At 50.0% G+C, this 26950-nt stretch carries 23 protein-coding genes; 18 read left to right on the plus strand and 5 right to left on the minus strand.

The features are described from left to right. The first annotated feature begins 375 nt into the window (after positions 1-375). The 9 genes from R3B84_23780 to R3B84_23820 all read left to right on the plus strand — a co-directional run bounded on the left by R3B84_23780 (position 376) and on the right by R3B84_23820 (position 14108). Positions 376-1698, plus strand: a complete 1323-nt coding sequence (locus tag R3B84_23780) for a hypothetical protein (protein ID MEZ6143596.1) — start codon at positions 376-378, stop codon at positions 1696-1698. A 551-nt stretch (positions 1699-2249) separates the two neighbouring features. Then, the gene (ppsA, locus tag R3B84_23785; GenBank protein MEZ6143597.1) at positions 2250-4658 is read left to right on the plus strand and encodes a phosphoenolpyruvate synthase; all 2409 of its coding nucleotides are present in this window, start codon (positions 2250-2252) and stop codon (positions 4656-4658) included. Positions 4659-4741: 83 nt separating this feature from the next. Continuing rightward, positions 4742-4954 carry a hypothetical protein gene (locus tag R3B84_23790; GenBank protein ID MEZ6143598.1) on the plus strand — a complete coding sequence of 71 codons (213 nt, stop codon included), beginning with the start codon at positions 4742-4744 and terminating at the stop codon, positions 4952-4954. A 788-nt stretch (positions 4955-5742) separates the two neighbouring features. Next, positions 5743-6174 carry a hypothetical protein gene (locus R3B84_23795; GenBank protein MEZ6143599.1) on the plus strand — a complete coding sequence of 144 codons (432 nt, stop codon included), beginning with the start codon at positions 5743-5745 and terminating at the stop codon, positions 6172-6174. Beyond that, positions 6164-7636, plus strand: a complete 1473-nt coding sequence (locus R3B84_23800) for an aminotransferase class V-fold PLP-dependent enzyme (GenBank protein ID MEZ6143600.1) — start codon at positions 6164-6166, stop codon at positions 7634-7636. The genes R3B84_23795 and R3B84_23800 overlap by 11 nt, the downstream gene beginning before the upstream one ends. 147 nt (positions 7637-7783) lie before the next feature. Next, entirely contained in the window at positions 7784-8827 is a 1044-nt protein-coding gene (locus R3B84_23805; GenBank protein MEZ6143601.1) for a serine/threonine-protein kinase, read from the plus strand. A 4-nt stretch (positions 8828-8831) separates the two neighbouring features. Continuing rightward, positions 8832-11141 (plus strand): hypothetical protein, encoded by a 2310-nt coding sequence (locus R3B84_23810; protein ID MEZ6143602.1) that lies wholly within the window; start codon positions 8832-8834, stop codon positions 11139-11141. An 88-nt stretch (positions 11142-11229) separates the two neighbouring features. Continuing rightward, positions 11230-13338: a cytochrome c biogenesis protein CcdA gene (locus R3B84_23815; GenBank protein ID MEZ6143603.1), complete on the plus strand. Its 2109-nt coding sequence runs from the start codon at positions 11230-11232 to the stop codon at positions 13336-13338. A gap of 41 nt (positions 13339-13379) precedes the next feature. Continuing rightward, entirely contained in the window at positions 13380-14108 is a 729-nt protein-coding gene (locus tag R3B84_23820) for an RNA methyltransferase (GenBank protein ID MEZ6143604.1), read from the plus strand. A gap of 66 nt (positions 14109-14174) precedes the next feature. Here the strand turns inward: R3B84_23820 and R3B84_23825 are convergent, their stop codons facing one another. Both R3B84_23825 and R3B84_23830 read right to left on the minus strand, forming a co-directional pair. Beyond that, on the minus strand, positions 14175-15074 hold the full coding sequence (locus tag R3B84_23825; GenBank protein ID MEZ6143605.1) for a DUF1559 domain-containing protein: 900 nt from the start codon (positions 15072-15074) through the stop codon (positions 14175-14177). Between the two features lie 42 nt (positions 15075-15116). Beyond that, on the minus strand, positions 15117-15269 hold the full coding sequence (locus R3B84_23830) for a hypothetical protein (GenBank protein MEZ6143606.1): 153 nt from the start codon (positions 15267-15269) through the stop codon (positions 15117-15119). Positions 15270-15492: 223 nt separating this feature from the next. Here R3B84_23830 and R3B84_23835 point away from each other — a divergent pair, with 223 nt between their 5' ends. Further along, a complete protein-coding gene (locus R3B84_23835; GenBank protein MEZ6143607.1) occupies positions 15493-16500 on the plus strand; it encodes a glycosyltransferase family 1 protein in 1008 nt (335 codons plus the stop codon). Positions 16501-16510: 10 nt separating this feature from the next. After that, the gene (locus R3B84_23840) at positions 16511-17536 is read left to right on the plus strand and encodes a DUF3616 domain-containing protein (protein MEZ6143608.1); all 1026 of its coding nucleotides are present in this window, start codon (positions 16511-16513) and stop codon (positions 17534-17536) included. A 183-nt stretch (positions 17537-17719) separates the two neighbouring features. Here R3B84_23840 and R3B84_23845 read toward each other — a convergent pair whose 3' ends face one another. Next, positions 17720-19207 (minus strand): hypothetical protein, encoded by a 1488-nt coding sequence (locus R3B84_23845; protein ID MEZ6143609.1) that lies wholly within the window; start codon positions 19205-19207, stop codon positions 17720-17722. A gap of 570 nt (positions 19208-19777) precedes the next feature. On the opposite strand from R3B84_23845, the gene R3B84_23850 reads away from it, so the two are divergent. Then, positions 19778-20800 carry a tetratricopeptide repeat protein gene (locus R3B84_23850; GenBank protein ID MEZ6143610.1) on the plus strand — a complete coding sequence of 341 codons (1023 nt, stop codon included), beginning with the start codon at positions 19778-19780 and terminating at the stop codon, positions 20798-20800. A 396-nt stretch (positions 20801-21196) separates the two neighbouring features. Here R3B84_23850 and R3B84_23855 read toward each other — a convergent pair whose 3' ends face one another. Next, positions 21197-21718: a hypothetical protein gene (locus R3B84_23855; protein MEZ6143611.1), complete on the minus strand. Its 522-nt coding sequence runs from the start codon at positions 21716-21718 to the stop codon at positions 21197-21199. A 347-nt stretch (positions 21719-22065) separates the two neighbouring features. On the opposite strand from R3B84_23855, the gene R3B84_23860 reads away from it, so the two are divergent. Continuing rightward, a complete protein-coding gene (locus tag R3B84_23860) occupies positions 22066-22698 on the plus strand; it encodes a sigma-70 family RNA polymerase sigma factor (protein MEZ6143612.1) in 633 nt (210 codons plus the stop codon). A 33-nt stretch (positions 22699-22731) separates the two neighbouring features. Here R3B84_23860 and R3B84_23865 read toward each other — a convergent pair whose 3' ends face one another. Further along, positions 22732-22983: a hypothetical protein gene (locus R3B84_23865; protein ID MEZ6143613.1), complete on the minus strand. Its 252-nt coding sequence runs from the start codon at positions 22981-22983 to the stop codon at positions 22732-22734. Here R3B84_23865 and R3B84_23870 point away from each other — a divergent pair. The 5 genes from R3B84_23870 (at position 22982) to R3B84_23890 (ending at position 26758) form a co-directional block, all read left to right on the plus strand. Continuing rightward, a complete protein-coding gene (locus tag R3B84_23870; GenBank protein ID MEZ6143614.1) occupies positions 22982-23341 on the plus strand; it encodes a YciI family protein in 360 nt (119 codons plus the stop codon). The genes R3B84_23865 and R3B84_23870 overlap by 2 nt on opposite strands. A gap of 165 nt (positions 23342-23506) precedes the next feature. Further along, the gene (locus R3B84_23875) at positions 23507-24787 is read left to right on the plus strand and encodes a sigma-70 family RNA polymerase sigma factor (GenBank protein MEZ6143615.1); all 1281 of its coding nucleotides are present in this window, start codon (positions 23507-23509) and stop codon (positions 24785-24787) included. A gap of 102 nt (positions 24788-24889) precedes the next feature. Continuing rightward, positions 24890-25216 (plus strand): hypothetical protein, encoded by a 327-nt coding sequence (locus R3B84_23880; GenBank protein ID MEZ6143616.1) that lies wholly within the window; start codon positions 24890-24892, stop codon positions 25214-25216. 105 nt (positions 25217-25321) lie between these two features. Next, a complete protein-coding gene (gene hpnC / locus R3B84_23885; GenBank protein MEZ6143617.1) occupies positions 25322-26233 on the plus strand; it encodes a squalene synthase HpnC in 912 nt (303 codons plus the stop codon). Positions 26234-26320: 87 nt separating this feature from the next. After that, complete coding sequence (locus R3B84_23890) at positions 26321-26758, plus strand: hypothetical protein (GenBank protein ID MEZ6143618.1); 438 nt, start codon at positions 26321-26323, stop codon at positions 26756-26758. Positions 26759-26950 lie beyond the last annotated feature (192 nt).

Consider the following 26950-nt stretch of genomic DNA (forward strand, 5'->3'; position numbering starts at 1 on the left):
CCGACCACCAGACATTTTTCCCAGAAGTTTTGACCAGATCCAGCCCACCAGTTTACCTGTCTCTGGAAGTGCCCCCAAGTGGCACCATTAGTATAACCAAACCAGTTTCAATATACCTGGTTGGCGCATCCGTTATATTGTGGTGCTACAACCGATCTGGCATGCGAAACCAACGTGATCGGCAAGCCGCGTACAACATGCAAACCCTGATCCAAACCCCCTGAATTCTACAGCTTTTCTACCCTGTTTATATTTGCTCTCTTCCCCAAATAGGGCATATTGAAGTTGTATGTCGAACGTCGGCGTTTTACATTCCAGCAACAAGGTGTTGCGGAGACGACCGCGGACGACCACTTTGGAAATGGAGAGGTTCCCATGTTAAGTGTGCGTAGACTCGTTTTGACGAGCGTGCTCCTGGCAGTGGCGCCGTTCGCGGCTTATGCTCAGGATCAAGGTGGTGCTGCTAAAGAAGCACCCAAAACCATGCCAGCCACTAACCCGGCCCCGGCACCTGCAGTGGTAGCAGGCAGCACAGGCAACTGTGCCCCAGCCTACACCACCGTGAAGCGAACCGTGATGGTTCCCACGCAAGTGCAGGAAACCCGTACGGTGATGAAACCCGTACAGAAGCAAGAAACCTACACTTACTATGTCACCAAGCAAGTGCAGGAAAAACAAATGGTTGATGTCACCACTTACAAGAAAGTGACAGAAACCGTGATGGAACCCCGCACGACCTGTGTGAAAGTTCCTGTGTGGGAAGAAAAGTGCGTGATGGAAAAACGCAAACGGATCGAGTGGGTGAATGAAACCAAGGAAAAATGCAAACTTTCCTTCACGAAAGAATGCAAGACAATCGGTAACCCATGCGGTTGCTTCAGCTTGTCCGTTCCTTGCATCAAGCCACACATGGAAAAAGAATGTGTGCAGGTTTGCCGTCCTAAGTGCGTCACCGAATGTGTCCCTGTGACCAAGAAGGTGTGCACCTGGAAGACAGAAACCAAGACCGAAATGGTTCCGGTTTGCAAAACCCGCTGCGTTCCTTGTGTTGAGAAGAAAGAAGTTTGCGTGACCAAATGCGTTCAAGTGCCTTGCACCGGAACCCGTTGTGTCACCGTGTGCGAACCTTGCACCGAAACCGTTACGGTTTGCAAAATGGTTCCTCAAGAAATTGAGTGCCAGGTTCCTTGTGGTGCAGCAGGCACCGCAGCAGCCGGAAACGGTTGCGGTAACGATCCTTGCGGCAACGCAGCAGCCGGAAACGGTTGTGGCAATGCAGCGGCTGGTTGTGGCAGCAGCCCATGCGGCACTGCAGCAGCAGGTTGTGGCACCAGCGCCTGTGGCAATGGTTGCGACAGCGGCTGTGGCACCAGCAGCAAGTGCGGTCTGTTCGGTGGTTGTGGCCTGTTCAGCAAGTGCGGCTTCGGTGGTTGTGGCAAAGGCCTGTTCAGCAAGTGCTGCAAGACTGACTCTTGCTACACCCCTAGCTGCTCGGTTCCTACCTGCTCGGTTCCTTCTTGTGACACCGGTTGCAACACCGGTTGTGGCACCAGCTTCTGCGGCAAGAGCCTGTGTGGCAAAAGCTTCGGTGGCTGCGGACTGTTCGACAAATGCGGTAGCGGTCATGGCTTCAGCAAATGCGGCTTCGGTGGTTGCGGCAACGGTCTCCACCTGAACTTCTGCGGTATCTGCAAGTAAGGTTAGACAGTACTGAGAGTAATTGAGACTCTCGATGACTCGTGGTGATGAGCCACGAGTTTTTTTACGCGCATTTCGAAGGTGATCAGGTGGGTAGCTTCAAACTGATCCTCATTAAACTTCAGAACCGACATCCCCAGGCTCGCTGGCAGCAACTATTCAGAACCTCCCCCACATCAGGTGGGGTTGGGTAAGGTTGAAACATCAGGCACCATGCACCGCTCCATAGACTGTATTTTCAGTCATATATAATATACCCGCGTCCATTTATTAAAATGCCATTTTGTTTGAAAAGCGGCGGCGATTTCGGAGAATCCATCACCGCAAGTAATTAATTGATAATGATTTACGGTAGAAGAAGAAATTTTGTGAATTTTTGCAAAATTCAGATCACCACCACCCTGGGATAGTGTACAGAAACATGGTTTTCGACCTCTCACATCCGATTGAGTAGAATAACCAGTACAAATGCACATTTGCAGAAAGTAGTGGGCAAATGCCTGCGATTTGCTGCACTGTGCCAGTACCCTCCAACTTCTCCAGGTTCTGCTATGACAATTGCATCAATGATCCGCTGGTTTCGAGAATCAGGTATTGAAGAAGTTCATCTGGTTGGTGGCAAAAATGCCTCGCTGAGCGAAATGTACCGCGAACTGGTTCCCAAAGGAATTCGAATTCCCAACGGTTTTGCCGTGACAGCGGAAGCGTATCGCGTCTTTTTGCGCCAGACTGGTTTAACCGAAATTGTGACCGCCCAATTGACTGGACTGGATTCGCACCATCTCGCAGATCTTGCGAAACGGGGTGCGTCCATTCGGGAAGCGATTTTAAGCACCCCGCTACCTGCCGAAATCGAACAGCAACTTACCCAGGCATATCAGGAACTTGAACAGGAATATGGTGCAGATTGTGCCGTCGCAGTGCGTTCCAGTGCCACGGCAGAAGATTTGCCAGAAGCAAGTTTTGCCGGCCAGCAGGAATCTTATTTGAATGTGCGGGGGATTCGGCGGGTGCTGACAGCCTACCACCATTGCCTGGCATCGCTGTTTACCGATCGAGCAATCTCATACCGCATCGACAAAGGGTTCGACCATTTTGCGGTTGCCCTTTCCGTGGGTGTGCAGGTAATGGTGCGGGCCGATGTGGGTACTTCAGGTGTCATGTTCACCCTGGATACTGAAAGTGGCTTTTCTGATGTGATTATGATTAATGCCGCACTGGGTCTGGGCGAAATGATCGTGAAAGGGCGGATTAATCCTGATGAATTTCTGGTGCATAAGCCCACCTTGCGGGCGGGGAAACGCCCCATCCTGAAACGGGCCTTAGGTGCGAAACAGGAAAAAATGATCTACGCGGATCGGGGCGGGCAATCGACGCGGATTGTGCCCGTGGCACCAGAAGATCGAAATCGTCTGTGTATCTCGGATGAGGATGTTCTGCAATTGGCCCACTGGGGTCTGATGATTGAGGAGCATTACACCAATAAGAAAGGCTCGGCCTGCCCGCAGGATATTGAATGGGCGAAAGATGGAATCACCGGCGAGTTGTACATTTTGCAGGCCCGCCCGGAAACCGTGCATAGCCTGGCCCGTTCGGCGGACAATTTCGAGGTGTACCGCCTGAAAGGTACCGGCACGGTCTTGCTGCAGGGCAAAGCAGTAGGTGAAAAAATTGGTGCTGGGCCCGCCCGCGTGATTCGAGATCCGGAAGACCTTGCATCCTTCCAGCCCGGTGAAGTGCTGATTGCCGATATGACAGATCCCGACTGGGAGCCCACGATGAAAATGGCGGGGGCCATTGTGACAAATCGTGGTGGACGTACCTGCCATGCTGCCATTGTCAGCAGAGAACTGGGTGTCCCCTGCCTGGTCGGAACGGGACATGGCACCGAACTGATCCGTACCGGTCAGCAAGTCACAGTTACATGTGCTGATGGTGAAACTGGCCGTGTTCTTGAGGGTGCCATTCCTTTTGAGAAGACAAAGATCGATCTCAGCAAGTTACGCCGCCCACAAACAAAAATTATGATGAATCTGGGCAATCCCAGTCAAGCCTTTTCCCTTGCGGGAATCCCCAACGATGGTGTGGGGCTCGCACGGATGGAATTCATCATTTCCTCATTAATTCAAGTGCACCCCATGGCACTGCTGCAGCCAGAGAAAGTACTGCCAGAAGATGTGGAAAAAATAGCCCGATTAACTGTCGGCTATACCCACCAGCCGGATTACTTTGTCGATCGACTCGCGGAAGGTGTTGGGCAGATTGCTGCTGCCTACTATCCCAAAGATGTCATCGTCCGTTTGTCCGATTTCAAAACGAATGAGTACGCGGGTTTAATTGGTGGCAAGCCTTTTGAACCGGTTGAAGAGAACCCCATGATCGGGTTCCGTGGGGCATCTCGCTATTATGATGATCGCTATCGGGATGGATTTCTGCTCGAATGTGCCGCGATGAAACGCGTGCGGGAAGAGATGGGCCTGACCAATCTGAAGCTGATGATCCCCTTTTGCCGAACTGTTGAAGAAGGGAAGCGCGTGCTCAAGATTATGGCTGATGCTGGACTGTTGCAGGGTGAAAATGGCCTGGAACTCTATGTGATGTGTGAAATTCCATCGAATGTGGTATTAGCCGAAGAATTCGCCGAGATTTTCGATGGGTTTTCGATTGGCTCGAATGATCTGACCCAATTGACCCTGGGGCTTGACCGCGATTCGGAAATTGTTGCCCATTTGTTTGACGAACGAAATGCTGCGGTCAAAAAACTGGTTGCCGATGTAATCCGCCGTGTGAAAGCTTGTGGCCGGAAAGTGGGAATCTGCGGTCAGGCACCAAGCGACTATCCTGACTTCGCAGAATTTCTGGTGGAGTGTGGGATTGACAGCATCTCGCTGACACCAGATACGATCTTGAAAACAACGCAGATCATCCTGGATAAAGAACAATCGATCAATTCCAAATAAATCCAATTCCATTCGCTTTGCCCTGCGGGAGCAAGTGCCTGATACAATCGTTGTGATGGTAGTCGAAATCAGGGAATCAGCAAATGCGATACATCGAAGTACTGGCCCACGTTCGCATGGAACGACAAGCAGAAGGTTACGAAGCAGTGCTCGAACTGAATACCACTGCCGGGAAGAAGATCGCATGCTTCGATCAGGCATTTGCGTTGCGAGATTCAATTGTCGGATTATTGAAAGATGCTGGCCTGAAAATTGGCATGATTTTGGCCCTGAGTGGGAAAACAATGTTTGCATAGCAAATTGTGGTATTTAAAATGAACCGCTGGCACGCTAAGATTCAAGCAAATAAAAGCAGGTACTTATTTTGGTTGTACAGCCTTTCAATTCTGGGAGTATTTCTTAACTGGCCACGCAGAACAGGTGTCATGCTAAACCAAATCGAACTGGGTGGATTTCCATTTAAGTTCGTTGCTATTGTTGGTAACAACGTTCTTGAATTCAGTTTAGCCAACTTGCTAATTGACTTTTTAATTTGGCTGTTCATTTTGATTTTTGTGCCAATATCGTGCTTATATTTTAACAACAACAATTCAATACCATCGAACTTTGTCTCGCGTACAAAAACCATCACTGAGAAGGAACTTCCATGAAGGCAATTTCAATAAGCAAACAAACCGCGTCTTATGCTGTCGGCTGAAAAAACCTGGTGCCACCATCCTCAAACACGTAGTTTTTCTTGCTCACCGGTTGGAAGGCGGTGCCAATATGCACAAATTAGCCAAAGTGATCCATTGATTGTCGTTTGTATTGCCCACAGCGTCAGCAAAAGAATTTCTTTTCAAGTGATCGACAGCAAAGCCGCAAAGGATTCTGAGAACCGTCGTTCCCGCTGGCGTGAATCCACCTTGCTTTCCCTTCTTTGCGAGTGAATGGTTCAACTGAATGCTTGTGAAAAAGAGTTCACTGCTTTTTCGACAGCACAACAACCACGCAAATCCAGAAACTGCCTGATCAGGTGGGACAATTTACTGTTTTTTTACTGTTTGATGTATAATACACCAATCATCGATGTGGGGATACACCATTGGCCAGGAAAACCAAAGTTCAGAAAACGAAAGTTGTTGCCTTCAAAGTAGAACAGGAGTTGGCAGACTTTCTCGATAAACTGCAAAACAAGAGCGATTTTATCCGTCGGGCGATTCTGGCCCAATTTTCCATGGACTGCCCTCTGTGCCATGGTGGTGGGATCGTGCCACGTGGCATTCACAGCCATTATAAGGATGTTATTCCGGCCAATAATAAGATCCCCTGCGAAAAGTGCGCCACCAAAGTAACCGTTCCGCTGTCACTGGAAGGCTTGTCCGAAGCCGACCAGAAACGTCTGGAACAATTCTACCACGGTGGGCCGATTTATTGTTCCAAGTGCTTCCCCACGGTGCCTGCGTGCGAAGATTGTGCATGGCATGTGCCCCATGAAGAGATGGCAGACCACTTTAAGAAGGTCCATGGGCTCTAATTTCGATTGGGATGATCTGCGACAGCAGATCGCAGAACCGTTACCTCAGCCCGATCTGCAGGAAAGCATGCAGGTGATTCACCTGGTGCAGCAGTGGTTTCTCCAGAGAGAATACTCCCCCGTCCGTCGTGGCATGGGCAAACAAGCAGACCCCACGCACATTTCGAATCGACTCTGCCAGAATTTTCCCAGCCAGCCACAGCAGTTTGCACAGGTTTTTCAGCAATTTCTGACCGATATCGAGCCGTACGCTTACCGAATCGACCATCCATTGTTCGTAGGATTTGTGCCCGGTGCCCCATCCATCCCAAGTATTGTGGGTGATTGGGTCACGGCGGTCTGCAATTTTTTTGGCGGCGTCTGGGTTGAATCGTCCGCACCCACTGCGGTGGAACTACAAATATTAGAACTTTTTCATCAATGGCTGGGGATGCCACCGGAAACGTCAGGACTGCTGACTGGTGGGGGAAGTGAAGCCAACTTAATTGCTCTGATTGTTGCCCGCGACCAGCAGGAATTTGCCGATCGGCCCCGCCTGAGACTGTATGTATCGGAACAGCGGCACTGGTCACTGGACCGTGCGGCCAGAATTATCGGCCTGCACACCACGCAAATTGTGCCGATCGCCGTCGATGCCCGTTTTCGGCTGTCTGTTCCCCACCTGCAGCGGGCGATTGAAGCAGATCTGAAAGCGGGCCACTTGCCCTGGGTGGTTGCGGCCAATGCGGGTAGCACCAATACTGGTGCGGTCGACCCACTGGGTGCGATTGCGGATCTCTGTCACCACCACCAAATCTGGCTGCATGTGGATGCGGCCTATGGCTGGCTGGGAATTCTCGCCCCGACTGCCAGCCAGCATTTTGCGGGGATTGATCGCATCGATTCGATCACACTCGATCCCCACAAATGGTTTGCCCAGACTTACGATGTCGGCTGCCTGCTGGTGCGGCAAGGAATGCTGCTGGAACGCACCTTTGCCAACCACCCCGATTACATGCAGGATGTCATTCCCAAGCATGGTGAAGTGAATTTTGCCGATCGTGGCATTGCTCTGACGCGACGCTGTCGGGCACTGAAAATCTGGTTTTCCCTGATGACGCTGGGCACCGACTGGTTCCGAAGACTGGCAAACCATTGTTGCCAGCTAGCACAGTATTCGGCGGAACTCCTTTTGAGGGCAGGGTTTACGATTATTGCGCCGCCCACCTTAAGTATTGTCTGCTTCCGGTACCATCCGGAAGATCAGACTGAGGAAGTACTCGAACAGTGGAATCGAAAGCTGTGTCAGGCCATTCAGCAGTCGGAAACAGCGTTTCTTTCTTCTACCAACCTTGACAATAAGTTTACGTTGCGGGTGTGCTTCGTGAATTGGCGCACCACTGCTGCCGATGTGGAAGCACTGGTTGATTTGCTGGTTCATTTTCAAACAATTGTCAGTAAAGCTGATCGAATGGCTACTTAGCCAGCATCACTCATTAAAAAGCTCTCATCTATCTGAATCCTGCTATTGAAAAGATGGATTTCTGGTGAATCTGCCGAAATATGTTAAAAATTATTCATAATTGATGGATTTGGGGATTTTTCTCGCTATTGTGGGAAAAGGGGCGAGATGATGAACGAAGAAACACTCTTTCACATGCTTTTGCAGGCATCATTGCACGAACGAGAAGAAATTCTCCTGAGGGAATGTGCAAACCAGCCCAAATTGCGGGCACGCATGATGCAACTGCTGGCGAATCACCAATCTTCATTGGATGCCCCCACAGAAGCGCGGGAACCATCGCCCGCTGCGGAAGACCAACCTGAAAAAACCCTCACTCACCACTCAAAAGAGAATGAAGTGCTTGCTTCGCGAGTAATTGCGGGGCGGTACAAATTATTAGAAGTGATTGGCCAGGGTGGTATGGGTGTGGTCTGGATGGCCGATCAACTGGAACCAGTCAAGCGGCGGGTAGCTTTGAAACTGATCCGCACCGAACGAGTGACCTCCAGCACCATTCTGGCACGCTTTGAAGCAGAACGGCAGGCGATTGCGTTGATGGATCATCCCCACATTGCACGGCTGATGGACGCGGGCACGTGGGAAGACTCTCCTTACTTTGTCATGGAATTGGTGCGGGGTGTACCACTGAATGAATATTGCGACACCCACCGGCTGAGTATTGCGGATCGACTGGTATTATTCACCCAGATCTGTGGTGCCGTGCAGCACGCCCACCAGAAAGGGATTATCCATCGCGACCTGAAGCCCGGCAACATCCTGGTGGAGTCCCACGATGGAAAAGCAGTGCCCAAAATTATCGATTTTGGTCTGGCGAAAGCCACGACAGGCCTGAAACTGACCGAAAATACGCTTTTTACAGGCTTTGGTTCCATTCTGGGCACACCCATGTACATGGCACCAGAGCAGGCCAGCTTCAATGCGGTCGACATTGATACACGTGCGGATATTTATGCCCTGGGGGTGATCCTGTACGAACTGCTGACAGGCACCACACCGTTGACGCGGGATACCATCAAGCAGGCACAACTGGATGAAATGCTCCGACTGGTGCGGGAACTGGATGCCCCCACGCCGAGCTCGAGGCTAAGTTCTGCAGTCAATTCTCCCGTAGTGGCCGCGAATCGGCAGAGCGAACCAGCGAAACGGTAGATTTATGCGGGGTGATCTCGACTGGATTGTCCTGAAAGCGCTCAGCAAAGATCGCGATCGCCGTTATGAAACTGCCAATGGATTTGCAAAAGATATTGAACGGTTTTTGCAGCACGAACCAGTGAATGCTGGCCCACCGAGCAGGTCGTACCGCATTAGGAAATTCGTCCGCCGCAACCGTGCCTTCGTCTACGCCTCGCTGCTGGTATCGATCAGCCTTGTTCTGGGTGTCATTGCAGCCACGTGGGGATACCTGCAGGCAGAACAGAAACGCAAAGAGGCACTTTACGAGCGCGACCAGAAAGAGCAGGCACGCCAGGCGGAAACCGAAGCCAGGAACATTGCAGAGCAAAAACGGCTGGAGGCAGAACAAGCCAGTAAGGTTTCATCGGAACAACGGCAACTGGCACTCGAAACCGTCCGCACCGTGGTGCGTGAAATCGACACTCGGATGAAGAACAATTCTGCACTGGCCCCACTGCGGGGTGAACTGGTGCGACGAATGCTAACCGATCTGGATAAGATTCGGGATCATGCCCAGAAGAACCCCCTGGTGGATCTGACGGAAGGCACCTCATATTCCCGCCTGGGTGAGATTTATTATTCTTTAAATCGAATTGAAGATGCACGCACATGGCTGCTGAAAGCATTGCCCTTATTTGAAGAATTTCTCCGGCAGGCACCTGATGACCCGAACAAAATCCGCAATCTGTCCTTCATCCATAAACAGCTAGGTGAAGTAGAATGGATGTATGGTAATGGGGTAAAGTCGGTACATTACTTTCAAGAGTCCGCAAAATTGCGTCTCCAGCTCATCGAACTCCACAAAAACGCCAATCCACCTGCCGATGAACTGACGATCGAATCGAGCAGAATTGATCTGGCAGAAATCTACTTTCTCATTGCCCATAATTATTCCAGAATGGGAAGCCACGAGGCACTGCAATACTATCAGCAGTCGCAACGGACTTACTCATCCGTCAGCCCAATATTGCAGAACACAATGATGGTCCGGCGGAAACGAATTGAGATTCTCTCCCACCGTGGGGACATTTTTGCCAGACAAGGCAAACTTGCTGAAGCTGAATCGCTGTTGAAGCAATCGTTGAGTGAACGAAAGCAGCTTCTGGCTGGATTGACGGCAAATTCAACCATGACAAAAGTGATCCGTGGAGATATCGCCCTAGGGCATATTTTTCTGGGCGATTACTATCTGTTTCATCGCAAAATGCCCACGGTGGCTTTTCAGCAATACGAACAAGCAATAGAGCTGAATCTGGAATTATTACAGCATGATCCGCTGTCGTTATTTTCCGAAGCACAGGTGGCGTCCTCCTATTATCGTTTGGGGATCGCTGCACCAGACCCTGTCCTGTCGAACCACGCATTCCGGGAGTGTTTAAAAATTCGCCAGAAACTGGCAGCGATCGATGCTACTCATGTTCACGCGGGGCTGGAACTGGCTCTGGTTCAAGCCCGTCTGGGAATGTTTTACAATGCAGAATCCCGCATTAATCGTTTGCTGGAACGCTCTCCGAATGATCTGCAGGTGGTATTTCAGTCTGCCTGCACGTTCTCTATTTTGTCTGGAGTCACCTGCGATCGAACCATCAGAAAACGCAGCCAGAATCGTTCGTTTGAATTACTGGCAAAGCTGATTGAACTTGGCTGGCCAGATCAGGGGTTGATTACCGGAGATCCCGATTTTGAAGCAATCCGAAGCGAACCAAGGTTCAAACTGGTATTAGAGGCGTTTGTTAATCCTGATCTGGTAAAGGATCTGCATGCGGCGAACAGAGCAGCGACAGGTATGGAAGGACCGATTGCGAATATGACGCAGATCGCAGGGTATGAATCGGTTCATTCCGCGAAGTGGCTGAAGATTGGCTGCAACAGTTCGACAACTGTGGCATACTACTGCGAAGAAAGTGATCTGTATAGCGACAACGCAATCGTTTCGGTTCAGTTGATTCCGAAGGCAAATGCCGATGTCGAAGATTTTTATTCCAAGCAGGTAAAGTCGTTTACTCCAGGATCCGGCAAGAAATTGGTGGCGAACAGTGTATTGAGTACGCGAATCGGCAAATTGGATTTGAAAACCCAGGAATTATCTGGCAATTATGTTTATCAGCCCCACGGTGGGGTGCCACCGTCGCAGAAATTTGATTATCGTCAGATTTCAGTTTGGTACCCGCTACCTGATGGCGATGCCCTGGCCTTCCAGATCACAGGCCCACAACAACAGATTGACCAGCATCGGCAGTCATTTGAAAAATGGATCGCCGATTTCAAAGAGAAACCCGCGCCAAAGTAGCTACTCCTTTGTGACAAATCATAAAAATAAATAGAAGAATCGAATCGTCTATCGTTTGTGTTCAAAAACATTGTTGAAGAGTTGGCTCATGTGCATTCGAAGCCTGTTATTACTTTCGTTGGGACTGTTGTTGCCTGCTTCAGTACCTGCACAGACATTAAGCTGGAATGACAATCTCCATGAGTTGAAATACGCTGTGGAACCAGCTACCGCCAAACCGGGACAAACAGTTCAATTCAAGCTGACGATTACCCTGCCGGATGGTTTGTATACCTATCCGACGGTACAGCCAGACCCAATGGAAGCAACCAGCGTACTGCGGATTACCCCACCCACCAATACAAAGGATGCCGACTTTCTCTTTCCAGAGATCGTACAGGACCCACCGGGTGCCAAAGTGAAGTTTGTGCTGGGTGAATTACGCTACTACACAGGCACGGTTACCTGGACCATTCCAGTGGTGGTCAATCCCAATGCGACACCTGGCATGAAATCGATTTCACTGAAGGAATTTCGCTTTCAATACTGCGACGACAGCACCTGTCTGTCACCGAAGCGATTTACAGCAACCGCACCGATTACGATCGAAGCGGGCAGCGTGCCAGTAGAAGCCAAATACACTGAATTCGTCAATAAACTAGTCGGCAACGCACCGGTTCCTCCCAAAGAAGATCCGAAAACGAATGTTGCCAATCCTCCCGACAAGAAGGACGAGTCTGGTTTGGTCCCCGGCCATGAAATCTCATTCAAAATTCTGAATCATGCCACTTATGAAGAGGAAATGGCCCAAAGTGCTCAGCAGATCGTTCGAAAAAAAGACGACCGCGTGGGTACGCTGGTACTGATTGGTACCGCGATGTTGTGGGGCTGGATTACTTTACTGACACCGTGCGTCTTTCCGATGATTCCCATTACCGTTAGCGTGTTTCTGAAAAAATCAGAAAAGCAGGGCATCAATCTTTATGGCCACGCCGCGGTGTATACCTTAACGATCATCGCCATTCTGACGGTGGCCGCACTGACGGTGCTGACGATCTTCAGCCGCCTCTCAGTCCATCCGGTTACCAATATCCTGCTGGGTGGGCTGTTTGTGGTGCTGGCGATGAGCCTGTTTGGCATGTTCGAAATCACCCTCCCCAGCTTTCTGTCGAACTTCACCGGCCAGCGGGAAGGCAGTGGAGGCTATTTAGGTACGATCTTTATGGCGATCTCCTTCAGCATCGTCAGCTTTACCTGTGTCGCACCTTTTCTCGGCGGTTTCAGTGGGATGACTGCGAGTGGCGATTATGGCACCCTGGAATTACTGGGAGCTGCACTGGGCTTTGCCTTTGCATTCGCCTCCCCATTTATGCTGCTGGCATTGTTCCCAGGTTTGCTGAAAAAAGTGCCCAAAAGCGGCGACTGGATGAACGTACTCAAAGTAGTAATGGGTTTTCTGGAACTGGCCGCTGCGTTAAAGTTCTTCCGTACGGCAGAGTTGCGATTGCTGCCGGTGCCAGAATATTTCACCTACGATATGGTCATGGCCAGTTGGGTTGCCTTGCTGCTGGTGATGGCCTTATATCTGTTTGGCGTGTTCAAATTACCCCACGATCATGGAGATAGCCACCAGATCAGCGTTACTCGGATGATGTTTGCGTTGTTTTCCATCGGTTTTGCAATTTATTTGGCACCAGCGTTGTTTGGTAAAGATGAACAGCATAAAAACCGCCCCACTGGTAAGGCGTATGCCTGGGTGGATTCTTTCCTGCTCCCCGAACCTGGGCTGATTCAAGGCAACCTGCCATGGTCTGGCGATCTGAAACGCTCAATTGATCAGGCTAGGGCGAAGAATCAACACATTTTGATCGACTTCACCGGCGTTACCTGTGCCAACTGCAAGCTGAACGAAGCCAACGTCTTCCCACTGGGCGATGTAACTGCACTGATGAAGAAATATGTGCTGGTTCAGCTTTACACGGATACGATCCCACAGGAGTTTTATGACAAAGAAACTTCACAGGAATTGCGGGAAAAGAATGCGGAAACCAATTTAAAGTTTGCTCGCGATGTCTTCGGGTCCGAACAACTGCCGCTGTATGTCATTCTCAAGCCAAAATCCGATGACACCATTGAAGTGGTGGGCATCTACCGTGAAGGAAAAATCAATGACATCGAAGGCTTCAAGAAGTTCTTAGCCGATCCATTAGCCAAATAACAGGCATTAACATTCTGCGACCGATCAAGTTCTATCGACAATTGCATCAAGCCCGCCATCGCTGGGAAAGCGGATTCTTTCTAGCCGAAGGCCCACGTGCGGTATCGTGGGTGGTGCAGCACCACCCCGACAAGATTGATGAGATTCTGCTTAGTAATGAAGGAAATGCCCCCCGCTGGAATCATGGCAACGTGCGGGTCATTTCACCGAAGCAATTGCAGGAAATCAGCACATTAGTGACCCCACAGGAACCGATTGCGGTCTGTCGCATTCCTGAAGGTTTTCTCACAAACACCCTCCCGCCGGACGTGGGTCAGCACATCCTGCTGCTGGAGCACATTCAGGACCCAGGTAACGTGGGTACGCTGATCCGCAGTGCGGCAGCATTTGGTTTCTCGGGGATCATCTGTTCTGACCAAACAGCCGATCCATTCTCACCGAAAGTGGTTCATGCGGTCATGGGTGCTGTGTACGGTGTTTGGATACGCAGAACAGCAGAATACCTGGAGCTGGTTCAGCAGTTGCAGCAGACAGGTTATCAACTGATTGCCACCACTCTGGATGGTGCTGGTGATCTGTCACTCGATCGTGATCAGGCCGTTATACTGGCCATTGGTAATGAAGGAAATGGGTTAACAGCGGAACTGACCACACTGGCGAACCAGCGGGTGCGGTTAGCATTCGATTCGACGCAGGTGGAATCTCTTAATGCTGCAATTGCAGGGTCGATCCTGATGCACCACTGCTATCAGGCACGTCAACAAATGTGAAATCATCAAGGTGAACTTGCCCAAATTGCCAAGCATAAGGAAACATGGGCTTAGGCACAAAATTACTTATTCGTTAATCACTTCGCCGCCGTCTTTCGAACCCATGGCACGCCAGGCAGTCAGATTGATGGAATCACGAACGAAGCGAACCGAGCCATCGCCCATACAGGCATTAATCCCACCGGTGTGGAAACTGCCAAAGCTGATTTCCCTTTCTACTGTATCCACAGTTCGACGATTCGGCTGGTAGAAAGTTGATCCTAATGCTTCCGAAAAGTCGCTGCCGTTACCACTGTCGAAGTTCATGTGGTAGAACAAGTAGCGATCACAAATGGTACATCCTTTGGATGCATTCAGAAGGTATTCTGCTTCTGCCAACATCACTGTATTGCTCAAGCCATCCGTTACCGCAGCCAGATTATGTGGCTTTTGGGTGGTGTTCATACGAATGGCATTAAACATCCCGTCAGAAAACCGCATTTCATCGTTGTCACCTGTTGCATTACCAGCACTCACCAGGTAGTTGGAAGTTGCACGCAGGGTCAGACCATTCACATCAGTTGGTTCAATATCGGGTGCGGGAGATGAGGGACAGCGGAATGTCTTCACACTGGTACGTGCCAGTCGAATCAAACCCAATGAGCGGGCATCGGTGCCAGTCCAGGCGCCACTATCATTGAATGGCTGGGGGCAAACTCGATACAGGTTTTCCTGTTCGATGTATGGCAGGATATCGAGCGACCAGGAATGGCCCCAGACTGCATAGGCACCGTATGGCAGATGCCCCACGCCATCGTTGTGGGCGTGCATTGCAATCCCGAATTGCTTCAGGTTGTTGGTGCACTTGGCACGATTGGCTGCTTCCCGCACTTTTTGTACGGCTGGCAGCAGCAGTCCGATCAGAATCGCAATGATGGCAATCACCACCAGCAATTCGATCAGGGTAAACGCAGATCTCTTCTTCATTAAAATCCTCCATAAATGAGAAAAATATTAAACCAAGCCCAATCAAGGGCCTTCATTAGGAAGCTTCGGTTCCGCACCAGTGGGTGCTTCCGAAGTTGCTGTTTGAGAAGTGGTGCCGGTGATCACTTTGTTATCATCATCGCAACCGCAGATAAACAAACTGAGACAAGCAATGAAAGTCAGCAAACGAGTCATAATCTACCAATGAAATTCTTTTAACGATACTTTCACTTAGCTACCGATTAGAATGAGAATTGGTACCTTTTTGAGATGAAGATCTCATAGAGATCTAATGAGGATTCGATGAAGGCCATTCCTGGGGTGCGAAACTTCTTTGTTTTTCCGGTGTTAGGAGATTCTGAGATTTTTCAGAGTTGGTAACATACCACAGATATTTTCAGAAATTGTGGTAGAAAAAATGAAAATCCTGCTGGCAACCGATGCCTGGCGGCCTCAGGTCAATGGTGTGGTCCGCACGTGGGAAACCAGCATTCACCTGCTCGAACAGCGTGGGCACGAAGTATTGGTGCTGCACCCAGGGTTGTTTCGGTCGTTCCCCGCACCCCGTTATCCGGAAATCCGTCTGGCGCTACCCAGCCGCCGCCAGATCAGTCAGGCGATTGCCAGTTTTCAGCCCGATGTCATCCATGTGGCCACCGAAGGCCCCATCGGACTGGCCGTGCGTGGCTATTGCATCCGGCGAAACCTGAAGTTCACCACCACCTACCACAGTCGCTTTCCGGAATACCTGAACCAACTGCTCCACGTGCCCCTGAAGTGGGGCTATCGCTTCATGCGCTGGTTTCATGATGCCTCTTCGACGCTGATGGTGGCCACACCCAGCCTGGAAAACGAACTTAACCAACGTGGATTCAAGAACTTACGACGATGGTCGCGTGGGGTCGATCTCAGCCTGTTTTCCCCAGGTGCCAGCATGCTGGATTACCCCAGACCGATCATGCTGTACGCGGGACGTGTTTCCAAAGAAAAAAATATCGAAGCTTTCCTGCAGGCGAATGTGCCTGGCACCAAGATCATTGTGGGGGATGGCCCCCACCGGAAGACGCTGGAAGCCAACTTTCCCAATGCCCTGTTTCTGGGTTACCGGAAAGGTGCGGCACTGGCCGACCTCTACCGTGGGGCCGATTTATTCGTCTTTCCCAGCCGCACCGATACGTTTGGCCTGGTGATGATTGAAGCAATGGCGTGCGGCACACCCGTAGCAGGCTACCCAGTCACCGGACCAGTTGATATCGTTACTCATTCCGCTGTGGGGGCCCTGCACGACGATCTGGAGCAGGCGATTTCCCAGGCACTCCGCAAGGGTGATCGCACAGCCTGCATTGCCCACGCCCAGCAGTTCAACTGGGAGCGGTGCACGGATCAATTATTAAGTAACTTTCATCTTTGTAATTCAAAAGAATGAAGGAACATTCATGGATTTATTGACGAAAACTGCCACGCACCGGCTGCAATTTCATGCTGTCAAACAGGATTTACCTGATCCGGCAGCATCACTTTCAGCAATCACGACGCTACCTGATGGCACACTCTGGCTGGCAGCAGACGAAACCTGCAGTATCGAACGGTTACTCCCACAGCACGGTGGGGGGTATGCCCAGCACATTTCCTACCCACTGACCGATCTTTTTGGCCTGCCCGGAAAGTCTGGCATCGAAATTGACATCGAAGGGCTATGTTACCACGATCCCTACCTGTGGATTGTGGGCTCCCACGCATCGAAGTTTCGCAAAAAAGCGGGTGAACTGGATTTTCGTGCGGACAAAGCCCGCCTGGAACCACGTCGGTGCTTTCTGGCACGGGTGCCGATTCATCAGGGCTGGCCGTGCCGAGTCTCACCCCACGGTGCCACGGCTGCCATGCTGAAAATCAGTCGGCAGGGGAATCGCCTGCGGGCATTGCTGGCTGAGGATCCCATTCTGCACCCTTACTGCCATCTGCCTGCCAAGGCGAACGGTCTGGACGTGGAAGGGATTGCGGTGATGGGTGATACGATCTTTTTGGGACTGCGAAGCCCCGTACTGAGCCACCAGGCGGTGGTGGTTGAAGTAAAACTGGAGACGCACCGCCACGATGCTTCCCGCCTGTCGCTGCGACGACTGAATCGCCGCCAGGTGCGTTATCGCCTGCACTTTCTGGACACCAGTGGCCTGGGAATTCGCGACTTACTGGTGCGGGATCAGGAACTGTTTTTCCTGCTGGGTCCTGCCATGTCCAGCGATGGCCCATTCCGCCTGGGGATCGCCAGCACCAGCACATTAGGGAATTATCCCGTCCGCATCATTGGCGAAATCCCTTGCAGCACCGGTGGGGACCGTCCGGAAGGGATCTGCTGGGCACCGAATGATCCCACCTCGTCGATCATGGTGGTGTACGATTCCCCCGCCCACGACCACCACCCGCAGGCATTTCAGGGCATCGCCGACCAGTTTTCGATTTGATTTATGGGGGGTGCTTGTGCAATTATTCTGATGAATTTGGCGTTTTTTCGACAGTTGCGTTTTTGGCAACAAATTACTTCTCGAAAGAACTTTTATAGTCATGAATATGGAGGTAGTGAAAAACTTAGACACTACCAAAATATTGATAACTGTCGCTAGTCTGAAACAAGTGGACTAAACTCGTCATATGTTAAGATCTTTTACATAGTTGAGTACTTTCTCCAGCAGATATTTCTGGATGTGCCCTACTGTAAGCGTGTTTTGTTTCGACTCCAACTCACCTTCAATACCTTTGCCGGTCGAGCGCCATGTCGGTTCAAGACATATCACTCGTCCCGTTGAGAAAGAGATTCGTATATCCGGTTTCAAATTACCCTGCGGGGCTTTGACTTCTGATGCAACTTGTACATCTACATTATCATCCTCAAGAATCCGTGAAAGCGCATTTCCTAGTGCCTTGTTGAACTTCTTGTCTTCCCCACGTGCTCGCGATTGCAATCTTCGGTACTCATTAGCAGTCTCTTCTTCAGTTGTACGAAGATAGGCACGGCTACTGAGGTCCTCACCCTTGATTGCACGTACGAATCCGGCATTTGAAAAAGTGCTGTCAGCGGCAGTCGGGTTGACTGTTTTCAGTTTCAGGTTCCTTTTCGCCTCATCGCTACCATGCGCCCTTACGGCGGCAAGTGCAACGTTGGGAGGAAGTTCAAATATGCGCACATCGAGCAAACGCATTAAATAAGCTAGCTCAGCTCGGCGTTTTTTCCACTCTTTCAAGTATCCTGCATCAAGTTCAGGATCGTCCAAGAATGTGAGTAGTCGGTCAATATCTACTTGCTTCTGAGTACCTTGTGTGAGCGTTGCGATCGTTAGGTTTAAGTCCCTAGCATCATCGCCTCCGACGAGAATCCAGACACTGGGGACAGTTTTGTCTTTTAGAATCTCGCGGTAATGCTCGTTAATCTCAGCTGATTTTTGTTCAAGCCTTGTGTAAAACTCTGCGATAGTTTGAGATTCTACGGCTAGAGGTTCGGCAACATCCTTTGTTAGACCAAATACTTCCAAGGAACCACCGCGAAGAGACCGGGAAGTGATGTCAGCGATATCGTAGAAATGTTGTTTGGGTACGCCAGTAAAGTTGTAAACTCCACGATCAAGATCTACGACGCTATCTCGCCCAATTGCCCATGCAATATCCGAGATCTCTCTCGCTTTATCCTCATCTGTGATTGGCCAACATAGTACAATTCGACCTGCATCCTCCCGGAATAGAACGCGAAGCGATTCGCAGAATTGGCGGATCGTGTCCTTGTCCTCTGCTGGGTTGTCACGATCGTACATCACCCAAATGACGGGCGTATTTTGCCATTGGCTATGTGCTCGTATATGATTTGCCACTTCGGTAAGCGGTACATCATTAGGGACAGAGGCAACTCGTATGCCCTCAAAGAATCGTTGCAGAGTTCGAAAAAAAGTCGTTTTACCAGATCCGGACTTTCCAAGAACGAGTTCAAATCTTCCTAGGCCACCATCCCGGACCTGCCGCAGTAGGTTTTCAATACGATTGGCCGCAGTGTCGATTCGTTGAATGATTCGTGAGAGTTCTAAATCCGAATCCCTAGCTTCACGCTCGAGTGCCTCGTAACGCTTTGGTAGCACTAATTTTTGCATCTTTCCTCGTTCTTTCAACCGAAATAATGTGTAACGCGACCATTCGCTTGCGCAATCTAACCATATTTCAAAGCGTAGATGGGACCATCCCACCTGACTACGTACATCGTCAAAATTTGCATTCAACCAATGCCTCAATTCAGCGATAGATAATCTTCTGATGAACATTTTAATAAGTTATTCAACTAAATTATCGTTAGTGTATTTTTCATTTGTTGAACCCTTAAGTTTTAATCGTCGTTGTCGGTATTGGCATGGTCTACTTCTCATTGGACAGTCAGTATTGTATCCCGCTTTTAGCACAATCGGGCAGAAACCGAACCCAAAAACGGTGGTCATTCCAAAAAATGAGACAACTCTCACAAAATCCTCGAGAGATTCTCCCAACAGTTTGTCTTGTTGCTACTGTGGGTGGCACCAACTTGCTCATATTCTTTTAATGGGTTGTAATACCGAACTTGAAAAAGGCATTTCATGGGGCCAAACGACTTAAGCATGGGTTTGCTGGGAGATTCTATACTGACAAATGATGGGTTTTTAAATTTGTTCTCGGTGAATTGAGGTTTCATCATGCCCACAGTAACAATTTCCGGTCCGGCACAGGCATTCGCCAGGAACCCACGAGCATCGAAGCCGATTTCAGATCCGAAAACACTGATGCGGTTTCACGGATTGGTGTCAGAACAATCATGTGCTGATATCTTCGAAGATCGAGTTCTTGCCAAGCTTGGTCTATCGGGCGGACAGCTAAGAATCGTTTTTGATGAGAAAACGTCGTCACTCCGGATCATCACAACGTTTCGAGTTGCGAAACGATTAACCGAGGAGCAAACCGAGCGACTTGTTGAGGCAACGAAGGAGCAATGGAGCGACGGGATTGGTAGTGGAAGTTTTGACAACTTTCATGGAACGGTTCTTTCTACTGCTCTCGCAATCGCTCTCCTGAATTCTGGCGAGTCGAAGGATAATATCGGCGAGTATTTTGTCGATGTATTTCCTTTGTTCGATGATGATGAGGAAACAACCGTTGAGTTCTCAAATGCGGATATCGAAAAAACAGACCTCGACTATTTATTGGAGGCAGCCGAATTTGGGGAATCGCAAGCACAATTCGTATTGGGTCGACAACTGGAAGAGGGCGATAGCTTCGAAAAAAATGACCGGCTTGCATTTGTAAATTACCAAAAAGCGGCTGATCAAGGTCACCTGTCGGCACTGACGTTTCTTGGCTTGTGTTATCAGGGTGGTACAGGAACTGCCCAAGACCTCAACCGCGCTTATCAGTGTTTTGCCAATGCCGCGAAGGAAGGTGTACCGCTTGCCATGCATTGTGTTGGAGATTGTTTGATCGAGGGACGCGGTGTTGAGGCCAATTCCGCAGAGGGCGTGAAATGGTTTCGCCGTGGTGTCAAACTGGGTGACATGGGCTGTACTGCTCAATTAGGCGATTGCTACGAGTTCGGGAAAGGTGTCTCAAAGGATCTTCACAAGGCACTGGAGCTTTACGAACTGTGTATGGAAGGCGGCTTCGATGTCGTTGCACCCGCCATCAAACGAGTTAAAAAGCAGTTGAAGAACTCAGGCGATGATTAGAGCTGGTTTCGAGTAATGGTGATTGGGCAGTTTAAAGGTTCATTGTCTCGAATTTGAACGGCCCATTCAGGGCCGAAGATTTTTTGTATCACTTACCCAGGGCTCGCTTCGCTCACCCTGGGCTGACAGAATGGCCCCTTCAGGGCCAAAAGTCAATAAGCATTAAACAGCCATGATCACAACTATTCGAAACTCACTTTAAAATCACTGGCTGTACTTCAATACTATGGGCGGTTCAACTGGATCAGATCAACGATGAATCGGTGTTGCGGAATACCTCGAATGATGCCCGATGAATCTGTGTTGCGGAATACCTCGAATGATGCCCAATGAATCGGTGTTGCGGAATACCTCGAATGATGCCCGAAACTTCGCCACGTTAGTTACTCCGGTCAGTTATCTTCCTGATTTGCCACTTATCGGAAAGTAAGTAGTAAATCCCACTGTCAAACCCACAACCAATCCCAGGTATACCACAGGCAAAGGTGGGCCCCAGCCACCGATCACTAGCCACACAACGACACACAATATTCCGCCGATTGTAAGACTACAACCTGTGGCAGTTGCCTGGTGCAGGATAAAATCTCTCTTCCCTTGTTTATCTGCTGTATAAAAGAGCCCAGCTACAACAGTCACAGGCCAGAGATACAGAGTCAAATCATTCAGCATCCATTCTACCTTCATGACGCGGCGAATAGTGTAGTTGCCTGAGTTCTCATCCGGAAAATCTTCTGACCCCTTGAAAGCCACTAAAAATTGCGAATAGGTGGGCAATTCAGGTGGTGCCCAAACAGGTGATCGTTTCAGGTCGAGTATAAAGCAATGGTTCCGAAGCCTAAGTTGGCCTTCCCACTGACCGTTGCTGGCTACGATAATGACGCAGCCAAGACACAACAACAAAAAAATCCTTCGGGACATGTTCGTTACTCAAATGTTGCCCAAGCGACACATCTGAAGCAGAGCCTTGAGTAGACAAGTAACGGTGCAGATGAGTCCCAATCGTTCAGTGACAGTCGATTCCAAAGAAATCTTGAAGTATAACCGTGCCCTTCAACACTCTGCAACCTGGCAAAATACCTTGATTTGACTTTTCTCTTTGCGATCACCTGGCCTTGGTCGTTCAGAAAACCGAAACCCCAAAAAATTAAGAAGCCTTCACTTTTATCTTTTTTCAAATTTTTCCGATTTTCCTGTTTGACTTTTTCTGTACACTCGTTTACTATACAGAAGTATATTTTAGTGGTTCTTTGTTTAGGAGACAGATCATGAAGCCCGAAAGTACCACCTCACTTGGTGTGGGGGAGAGCAAACCAGTCGAAGCAACCCTTGAATCGAGTGCGGAAAAACGCCGTAAATCATTACAGGAAAATAACTTAGATCGAACGCTCACGCCGGCTGGGCAGGCGTTGGCTGCGGCACATTTCGATTTCTGTACCCGCATTGCCATCGACTATTATCGCAGGCACCGTCGCTGGGCTCCGTTTGACGATGTGCTCAGCGAAGCACTGATGGCACTCTGCCACGCGGTGTGCCATTTCGATGCCGATCGTGGGCTGGCATTTGCCACGTTTGCCCAGGTGGTCATCCGGCGACGCCTGCTGAAACAATCTCGGCAACTGGCGATCGACCGCAAACAACTTGCTGCATACCGCAAGGAAATGCGTGCGGCACCGATCAAAACTTCGGCAGTGCGAACCGAACTGGATCTGCTGCCCGTGCGTCGTCTGTTGCCGCCCAGGTGGTATCGGGTGCTCTGTCTGCACCATTGCGACCAGCACCCCAAGCGAGCAATTGCCCGCCAGTTGGGCATTTCCCCATGCCAGGTGGCACGGATGATCGATGAATCGACGAAGATTATCCGCAGGCACTACCCCGATTGGCAGGGTCTGGCAGTGTAGTGCCAGAACTTTTTCAAAAAATTGTCGCTTTGTTCAAAAATCCTGTCCCCCACGTGGGGTGCTGTTCGTCAACATGGCGAAATGACAGCACAAATTGATAACAAAGTGAGGTGAACTGGCGTAAGATGTTTGCAGGATAAAGCAGAGAACAAGACAAACAGTAGAAGATTTCGCACGGATGATGTTGCCATTGCCACGCACATCATTCCGGCAGGTGCCCCACGTACTACAGGGCAGAAAATGTGGCACAACATTCATTAATAATTGAAAAAAGGAAACGATCATGAACAAGTATTTATTCGTTTATCGCAGTAAAGCAGCAGATGAAGCGGCAATTTCGCCAGAGCAGATGCAGGAAATCCTGAAAATCTGGACCGACTGGATTAATACTGGCTTCCAGCAGGGCTGGATGGTGGATCCCGGCGATGCCCTGCATCCCGATGGCCATGTGGTGCATCCTGATAAGACGGTTACCGATGGTCCATTCATGGAAGCCCACGAAATTGTGGGTGGCTATTCGGTGATTCAGTGTGAATCGTACGAAGCAGCAGTGAAGATTGCCAAGGATTGCCCTGGGCTGCTGCACGGAACCGTTGAGATTCGCCATCTGGCTGGAGTTGGTGGCCCTCCCAGCGAATCGTAAGGTCTGATCTAACCCCCCAGCCCCCTTCCCTCGCAAGTAAGGGGGAGAAGAAAAGAGTTTTCTGAATCTTTCCCCTCTCCTGCGAGGAGAGGGGTGGCGAAGCCGGGGTGAGGTTAAAAATTCCCTCGCATGTTGGGGTGGCGAAGCCGGGGTGAGGTATTTGTCATGAAGGATGATACGCACGCACATGGTTCGGCGCGGGGAGAGCACCAGCAATTGGTGGAGCACTTTTTCCGCCACGAATCATCACGATTGAATGCGGCACTGGTGCGTGTATTCGGCTGGTCTCGCCTGGAGCTGGTGGAAGACATGGTGCAGTCTGCGTTGCTGGAAGCGATGCAGCACTGGAAACAACGTGGCATTCCAGATAACCCACTGGCATGGATTCGCACGGTGGCCCACAGAAAGGTAATTGATTACCTGCGACGAGAAGCCAGATCGGTATCCCTGGAGAATCCGGCAACAGATGTGTCCGCCCCAGACCACATGGGAGAACTGTTTGCCGATGAAGTGATTCAGGATAGCCAGCTTCGATTGATGTTTGCGTGCTGTCATCCCGCACTGTCCAGCGAATTTCAAATTGTGCTGGTGCTGAAAACATTGTGCGGTTTTTCGTTGAAGGAAATTGCCCGCGGACTACTCAGCACGGAAGAGGCAATGAAGAAACGCTTCCAGCGTGCGAAAAAACTGCTGGTGGATCAACAGATCGAATTGAGTGTGCCCGTACCGGAAGAATTGCCCGCACGGTGCGTGCCCATTCAACGAATTCTGTATCTGCTGTTCCATGAAGGTTATCGTCCCAGCCAGGGTGGGGAAGGCTTCCGCCTGGAATGTTGCGAAGAAGCGATTCGCCTGGGCACGTTATTGCTGCAATTACCGGGAATCGATTCGCCATCCACCAAGGCGTTAGTGGCGTTGATGTTGCTGCACCAGGCCCGCCTGCCAGGACGCACCGATCCCAGTGGCAGGTTGTTATTTCTGGAAGAACAGAACCGCGAACGCTGGGATTGGCCATTGATCTGTCGGGCGACTGATTTGCTGATGCAATCAATGAATGATCGTTCGATTTCCCGCTACCATCTTGAGGCGGGAATTATTATGCTGCACTGCCACCAGACCGATTGGCACCAGACCAACTGGCAGGAGATTCTGAACCACTATGATCTGTTGATGCAGCTTGCACCATCGCCAATTTATGGCTTGAATCGGGCGATTGTGGTGGCTCAGTTACATGGCCCCCAGGCGGGATTGAACGCAGTGGCCCAGATAGACGATCTGCACACATTAACCAAATACCACCTGCTGGATGCCACACTGGGTGAGCTGCACCGCAAACTGGGACAAAATGAAATTGCCCGGTGCTACTTTCAACAAGCGATTACCAAGACTGATTCGCCGGATGAAAAGGAGATGCTGCACCGCAGAGTGGCTATGTGCGGTGGGTAATGGTTAGAAACTGCCCACCGTTCAACGTTGTTTTCAATTACAATGTGTGAATGAGTTCCCAATTGGATGGACAATATGCGAGCCTGTATCAAACGATTCCTGATGCGATTTCAGTTGCTGGGTTTCTTGTTCGCGATTGGATCGGTGATCGGCTTTGTTCTTTTCTTTTCAGTCGATGAACTCAGTTTAAGAAGATTGGCAGAAGGAATTCTGGCTGGAATCGGCGGTCCTATTTGGTTGAGTTTGATGGTTACAAACTCCTCCCCGGTCATTTTTGAGCTTGCGTGCATACTTGGCTGGCTTGGGTTTCCAGCAATGTTCGCACACCCAATATTTCAGAACACTGCATCCAAAGTAGTGACAGTTATTGGCACAATCTGTTGGTTCATCAGTGGCTTTATGGCGCTTGTGTATGCAAACGCCGGATGAAAAGGAGATGCTGCACCGCAGAGTGGCCATGTGCGGTGGGTAAGTAGGTGAGACTGTTTTCGACAATCTCGTAAAAAACAGCTATCTTCCCATGCTGAAGTAATCATGAATCAGGCTTTTGAACAGGAATTGCACCACTTTGGGCCAGATGGGACAGCACCAACAATGACGGTGCAGGCCGCAACAGCCTACTGTCGGCAGTTTACCGCCCAACAATACGAAAACTTTACGGTGGTCTCCTGGTTGCTGCCCAGGAAGCTCGCCCAGCGATTTTATCCTGTCTATGCCTGGTGCCGCTGGGCAGATAATCTGGGCGATGAAGCCAGTTCGCCGGAAGAGGCACTGCACCTGCTTTCCTGGTGGGAACAGGAATTGGCCGCGTGTTATGAAGGTCGACCGCGTCATCCGGTGACCATTGCCCTGCAAAAAGTGGTGGAAGACTGTCTGATCCCACCGCAACCATTTCTGCAATTGATCGATGCGTTTCGCCAGGATCAGCACGTGCGGGAATACGATCATTACCCACAACTGCTGAGATACTGCCAGCGTTCTGCCAATCCGGTGGGGCAACTGGTGCTCTATCTGGCGGAACAGTACAACGCAGAGAATGCCGCACTGTCGAACAATGTGTGCACCGCACTGCAATTGACGAATTTCTGGCAGGATATCCGCCGCGATTGGGAGAACCTCCAGCGCAGGTATCTTCCAACGGCAGATTGTCAGCAATTTGGCTATTCCCTGGACGATTTTCAGCAAAAACGCTTTACTCCACAGTTTCAGCAGTTGCTTACCTTCCAGGTGGATCGTGCCCAACGGCTGTTCGATGCTGGCAAACCACTGGTGGGGCGGTTAACAGGTCCAATTCGCCACGATGTGGCGTTGTTTATCCGTGGTGGGGAAGCAATTCTGGCAAAAATCCGCCAGCAGAACTACGATGTTTGGAAATCCCGCCCAAAATTGTCCAAGTGGGGCAAAATTTCCCTTTTATTGGGGCATCTGTTCGGTCGGTGGCGTTAACATGCGCCTAAAATAAGGCCATGGTTCCGCTAAAAACTTGGGCCAACTTAACACATCAGATTCAACTGTAATCGCATTGGAAAACTAATGAATAATAGTAACCATGAAGATAAAAAGAATGAATTAAAGTATCGGCACAAGCAAAGTGAATTCGTGAACTTTATGATCATGCAAGGACTTGTAGCCGCAAGTGCCGATTTTTCCTGGCTCCCTATGGTACAGGATGACCAAATGCGCCGTCATCTCATATCGGAACATCGATCTGTAGAAAGGCAGACATTTATGAGCATTATTCAAGTTTGCCAGATTGTTCATGAGTGGATTTATCAACATGATTCTCCTCTCATTTGTTTTATCCCAAATGTTGGTGCGCTATTAGCTGAATACTCTAAATTCGTCGACGCGATTGATTTTTTTAGTGAGCTAATAAATGACGTTCTTCTTCTATCTGATTTGGCAATGACATCTTCGATTCGTGCCGAAGAATTTGATGGAATGTACTATGTTTCTATTGTCACACCATAAATATATGATTCTGTCTTTACTTCTGGTATCTCAATTTTTTCTAAAAAACTTAGCGTCATACAAGAGTCGCACTGCTTCAGTCATCACGCTACTTCAGGCCCATACAAGGGGAAGGTAGTAGGCGAAACCGATGAATTCATTATTGCACGTTGGTAGATCCGGTAACCCATTCCCGCCATTTTTGCTCCAGAT

The organism is Zavarzinella sp., from assembly GCA_041399155.1.
Classification (GTDB): Bacteria; Planctomycetota; Planctomycetia; order Gemmatales; family Gemmataceae; genus JAWKTI01.

Coding starts and splice junctions, on each gene's coding strand:
- R3B84_23780 (MEZ6143596.1), top strand. CDS start 376: ATGTTAAGTGTGCGTAGACTCGTTTTGACGAGCGTGCTCCTGGCAGTG.
- ppsA (MEZ6143597.1), top strand. CDS start 2,250: ATGACAATTGCATCAATGATCCGCTGGTTTCGAGAATCAGGTATTGAA.
- R3B84_23790 (MEZ6143598.1), top strand. CDS start 4,742: ATGCGATACATCGAAGTACTGGCCCACGTTCGCATGGAACGACAAGCA.
- R3B84_23800 (MEZ6143600.1), top strand. CDS start 6,164: ATGGGCTCTAATTTCGATTGGGATGATCTGCGACAGCAGATCGCAGAA.
- R3B84_23805 (MEZ6143601.1), top strand. CDS start 7,784: ATGATGAACGAAGAAACACTCTTTCACATGCTTTTGCAGGCATCATTG.
- R3B84_23810 (MEZ6143602.1), top strand. CDS start 8,832: ATGCGGGGTGATCTCGACTGGATTGTCCTGAAAGCGCTCAGCAAAGAT.
- R3B84_23815 (MEZ6143603.1), top strand. CDS start 11,230: ATGTGCATTCGAAGCCTGTTATTACTTTCGTTGGGACTGTTGTTGCCT.
- R3B84_23825 (MEZ6143605.1), bottom strand. CDS start 15,074: ATGAAGAAGAGATCTGCGTTTACCCTGATCGAATTGCTGGTGGTGATT.
- R3B84_23830 (MEZ6143606.1), bottom strand. CDS start 15,269: ATGACTCGTTTGCTGACTTTCATTGCTTGTCTCAGTTTGTTTATCTGC.
- R3B84_23835 (MEZ6143607.1), top strand. CDS start 15,493: ATGAAAATCCTGCTGGCAACCGATGCCTGGCGGCCTCAGGTCAATGGT.
- R3B84_23840 (MEZ6143608.1), top strand. CDS start 16,511: ATGGATTTATTGACGAAAACTGCCACGCACCGGCTGCAATTTCATGCT.
- R3B84_23845 (MEZ6143609.1), bottom strand. CDS start 19,207: ATGCAAAAATTAGTGCTACCAAAGCGTTACGAGGCACTCGAGCGTGAA.
- R3B84_23850 (MEZ6143610.1), top strand. CDS start 19,778: ATGCCCACAGTAACAATTTCCGGTCCGGCACAGGCATTCGCCAGGAAC.
- R3B84_23855 (MEZ6143611.1), bottom strand. CDS start 21,718: ATGTCCCGAAGGATTTTTTTGTTGTTGTGTCTTGGCTGCGTCATTATC.
- R3B84_23860 (MEZ6143612.1), top strand. CDS start 22,066: ATGAAGCCCGAAAGTACCACCTCACTTGGTGTGGGGGAGAGCAAACCA.
- R3B84_23870 (MEZ6143614.1), top strand. CDS start 22,982: ATGAACAAGTATTTATTCGTTTATCGCAGTAAAGCAGCAGATGAAGCG.
- R3B84_23865 (MEZ6143613.1), bottom strand. CDS start 22,983: ATGATCGTTTCCTTTTTTCAATTATTAATGAATGTTGTGCCACATTTT.
- R3B84_23875 (MEZ6143615.1), top strand. CDS start 23,507: ATGAAGGATGATACGCACGCACATGGTTCGGCGCGGGGAGAGCACCAG.
- R3B84_23880 (MEZ6143616.1), top strand. CDS start 24,890: ATGCGATTTCAGTTGCTGGGTTTCTTGTTCGCGATTGGATCGGTGATC.
- hpnC (MEZ6143617.1), top strand. CDS start 25,322: ATGAATCAGGCTTTTGAACAGGAATTGCACCACTTTGGGCCAGATGGG.
- R3B84_23890 (MEZ6143618.1), top strand. CDS start 26,321: ATGAATAATAGTAACCATGAAGATAAAAAGAATGAATTAAAGTATCGG.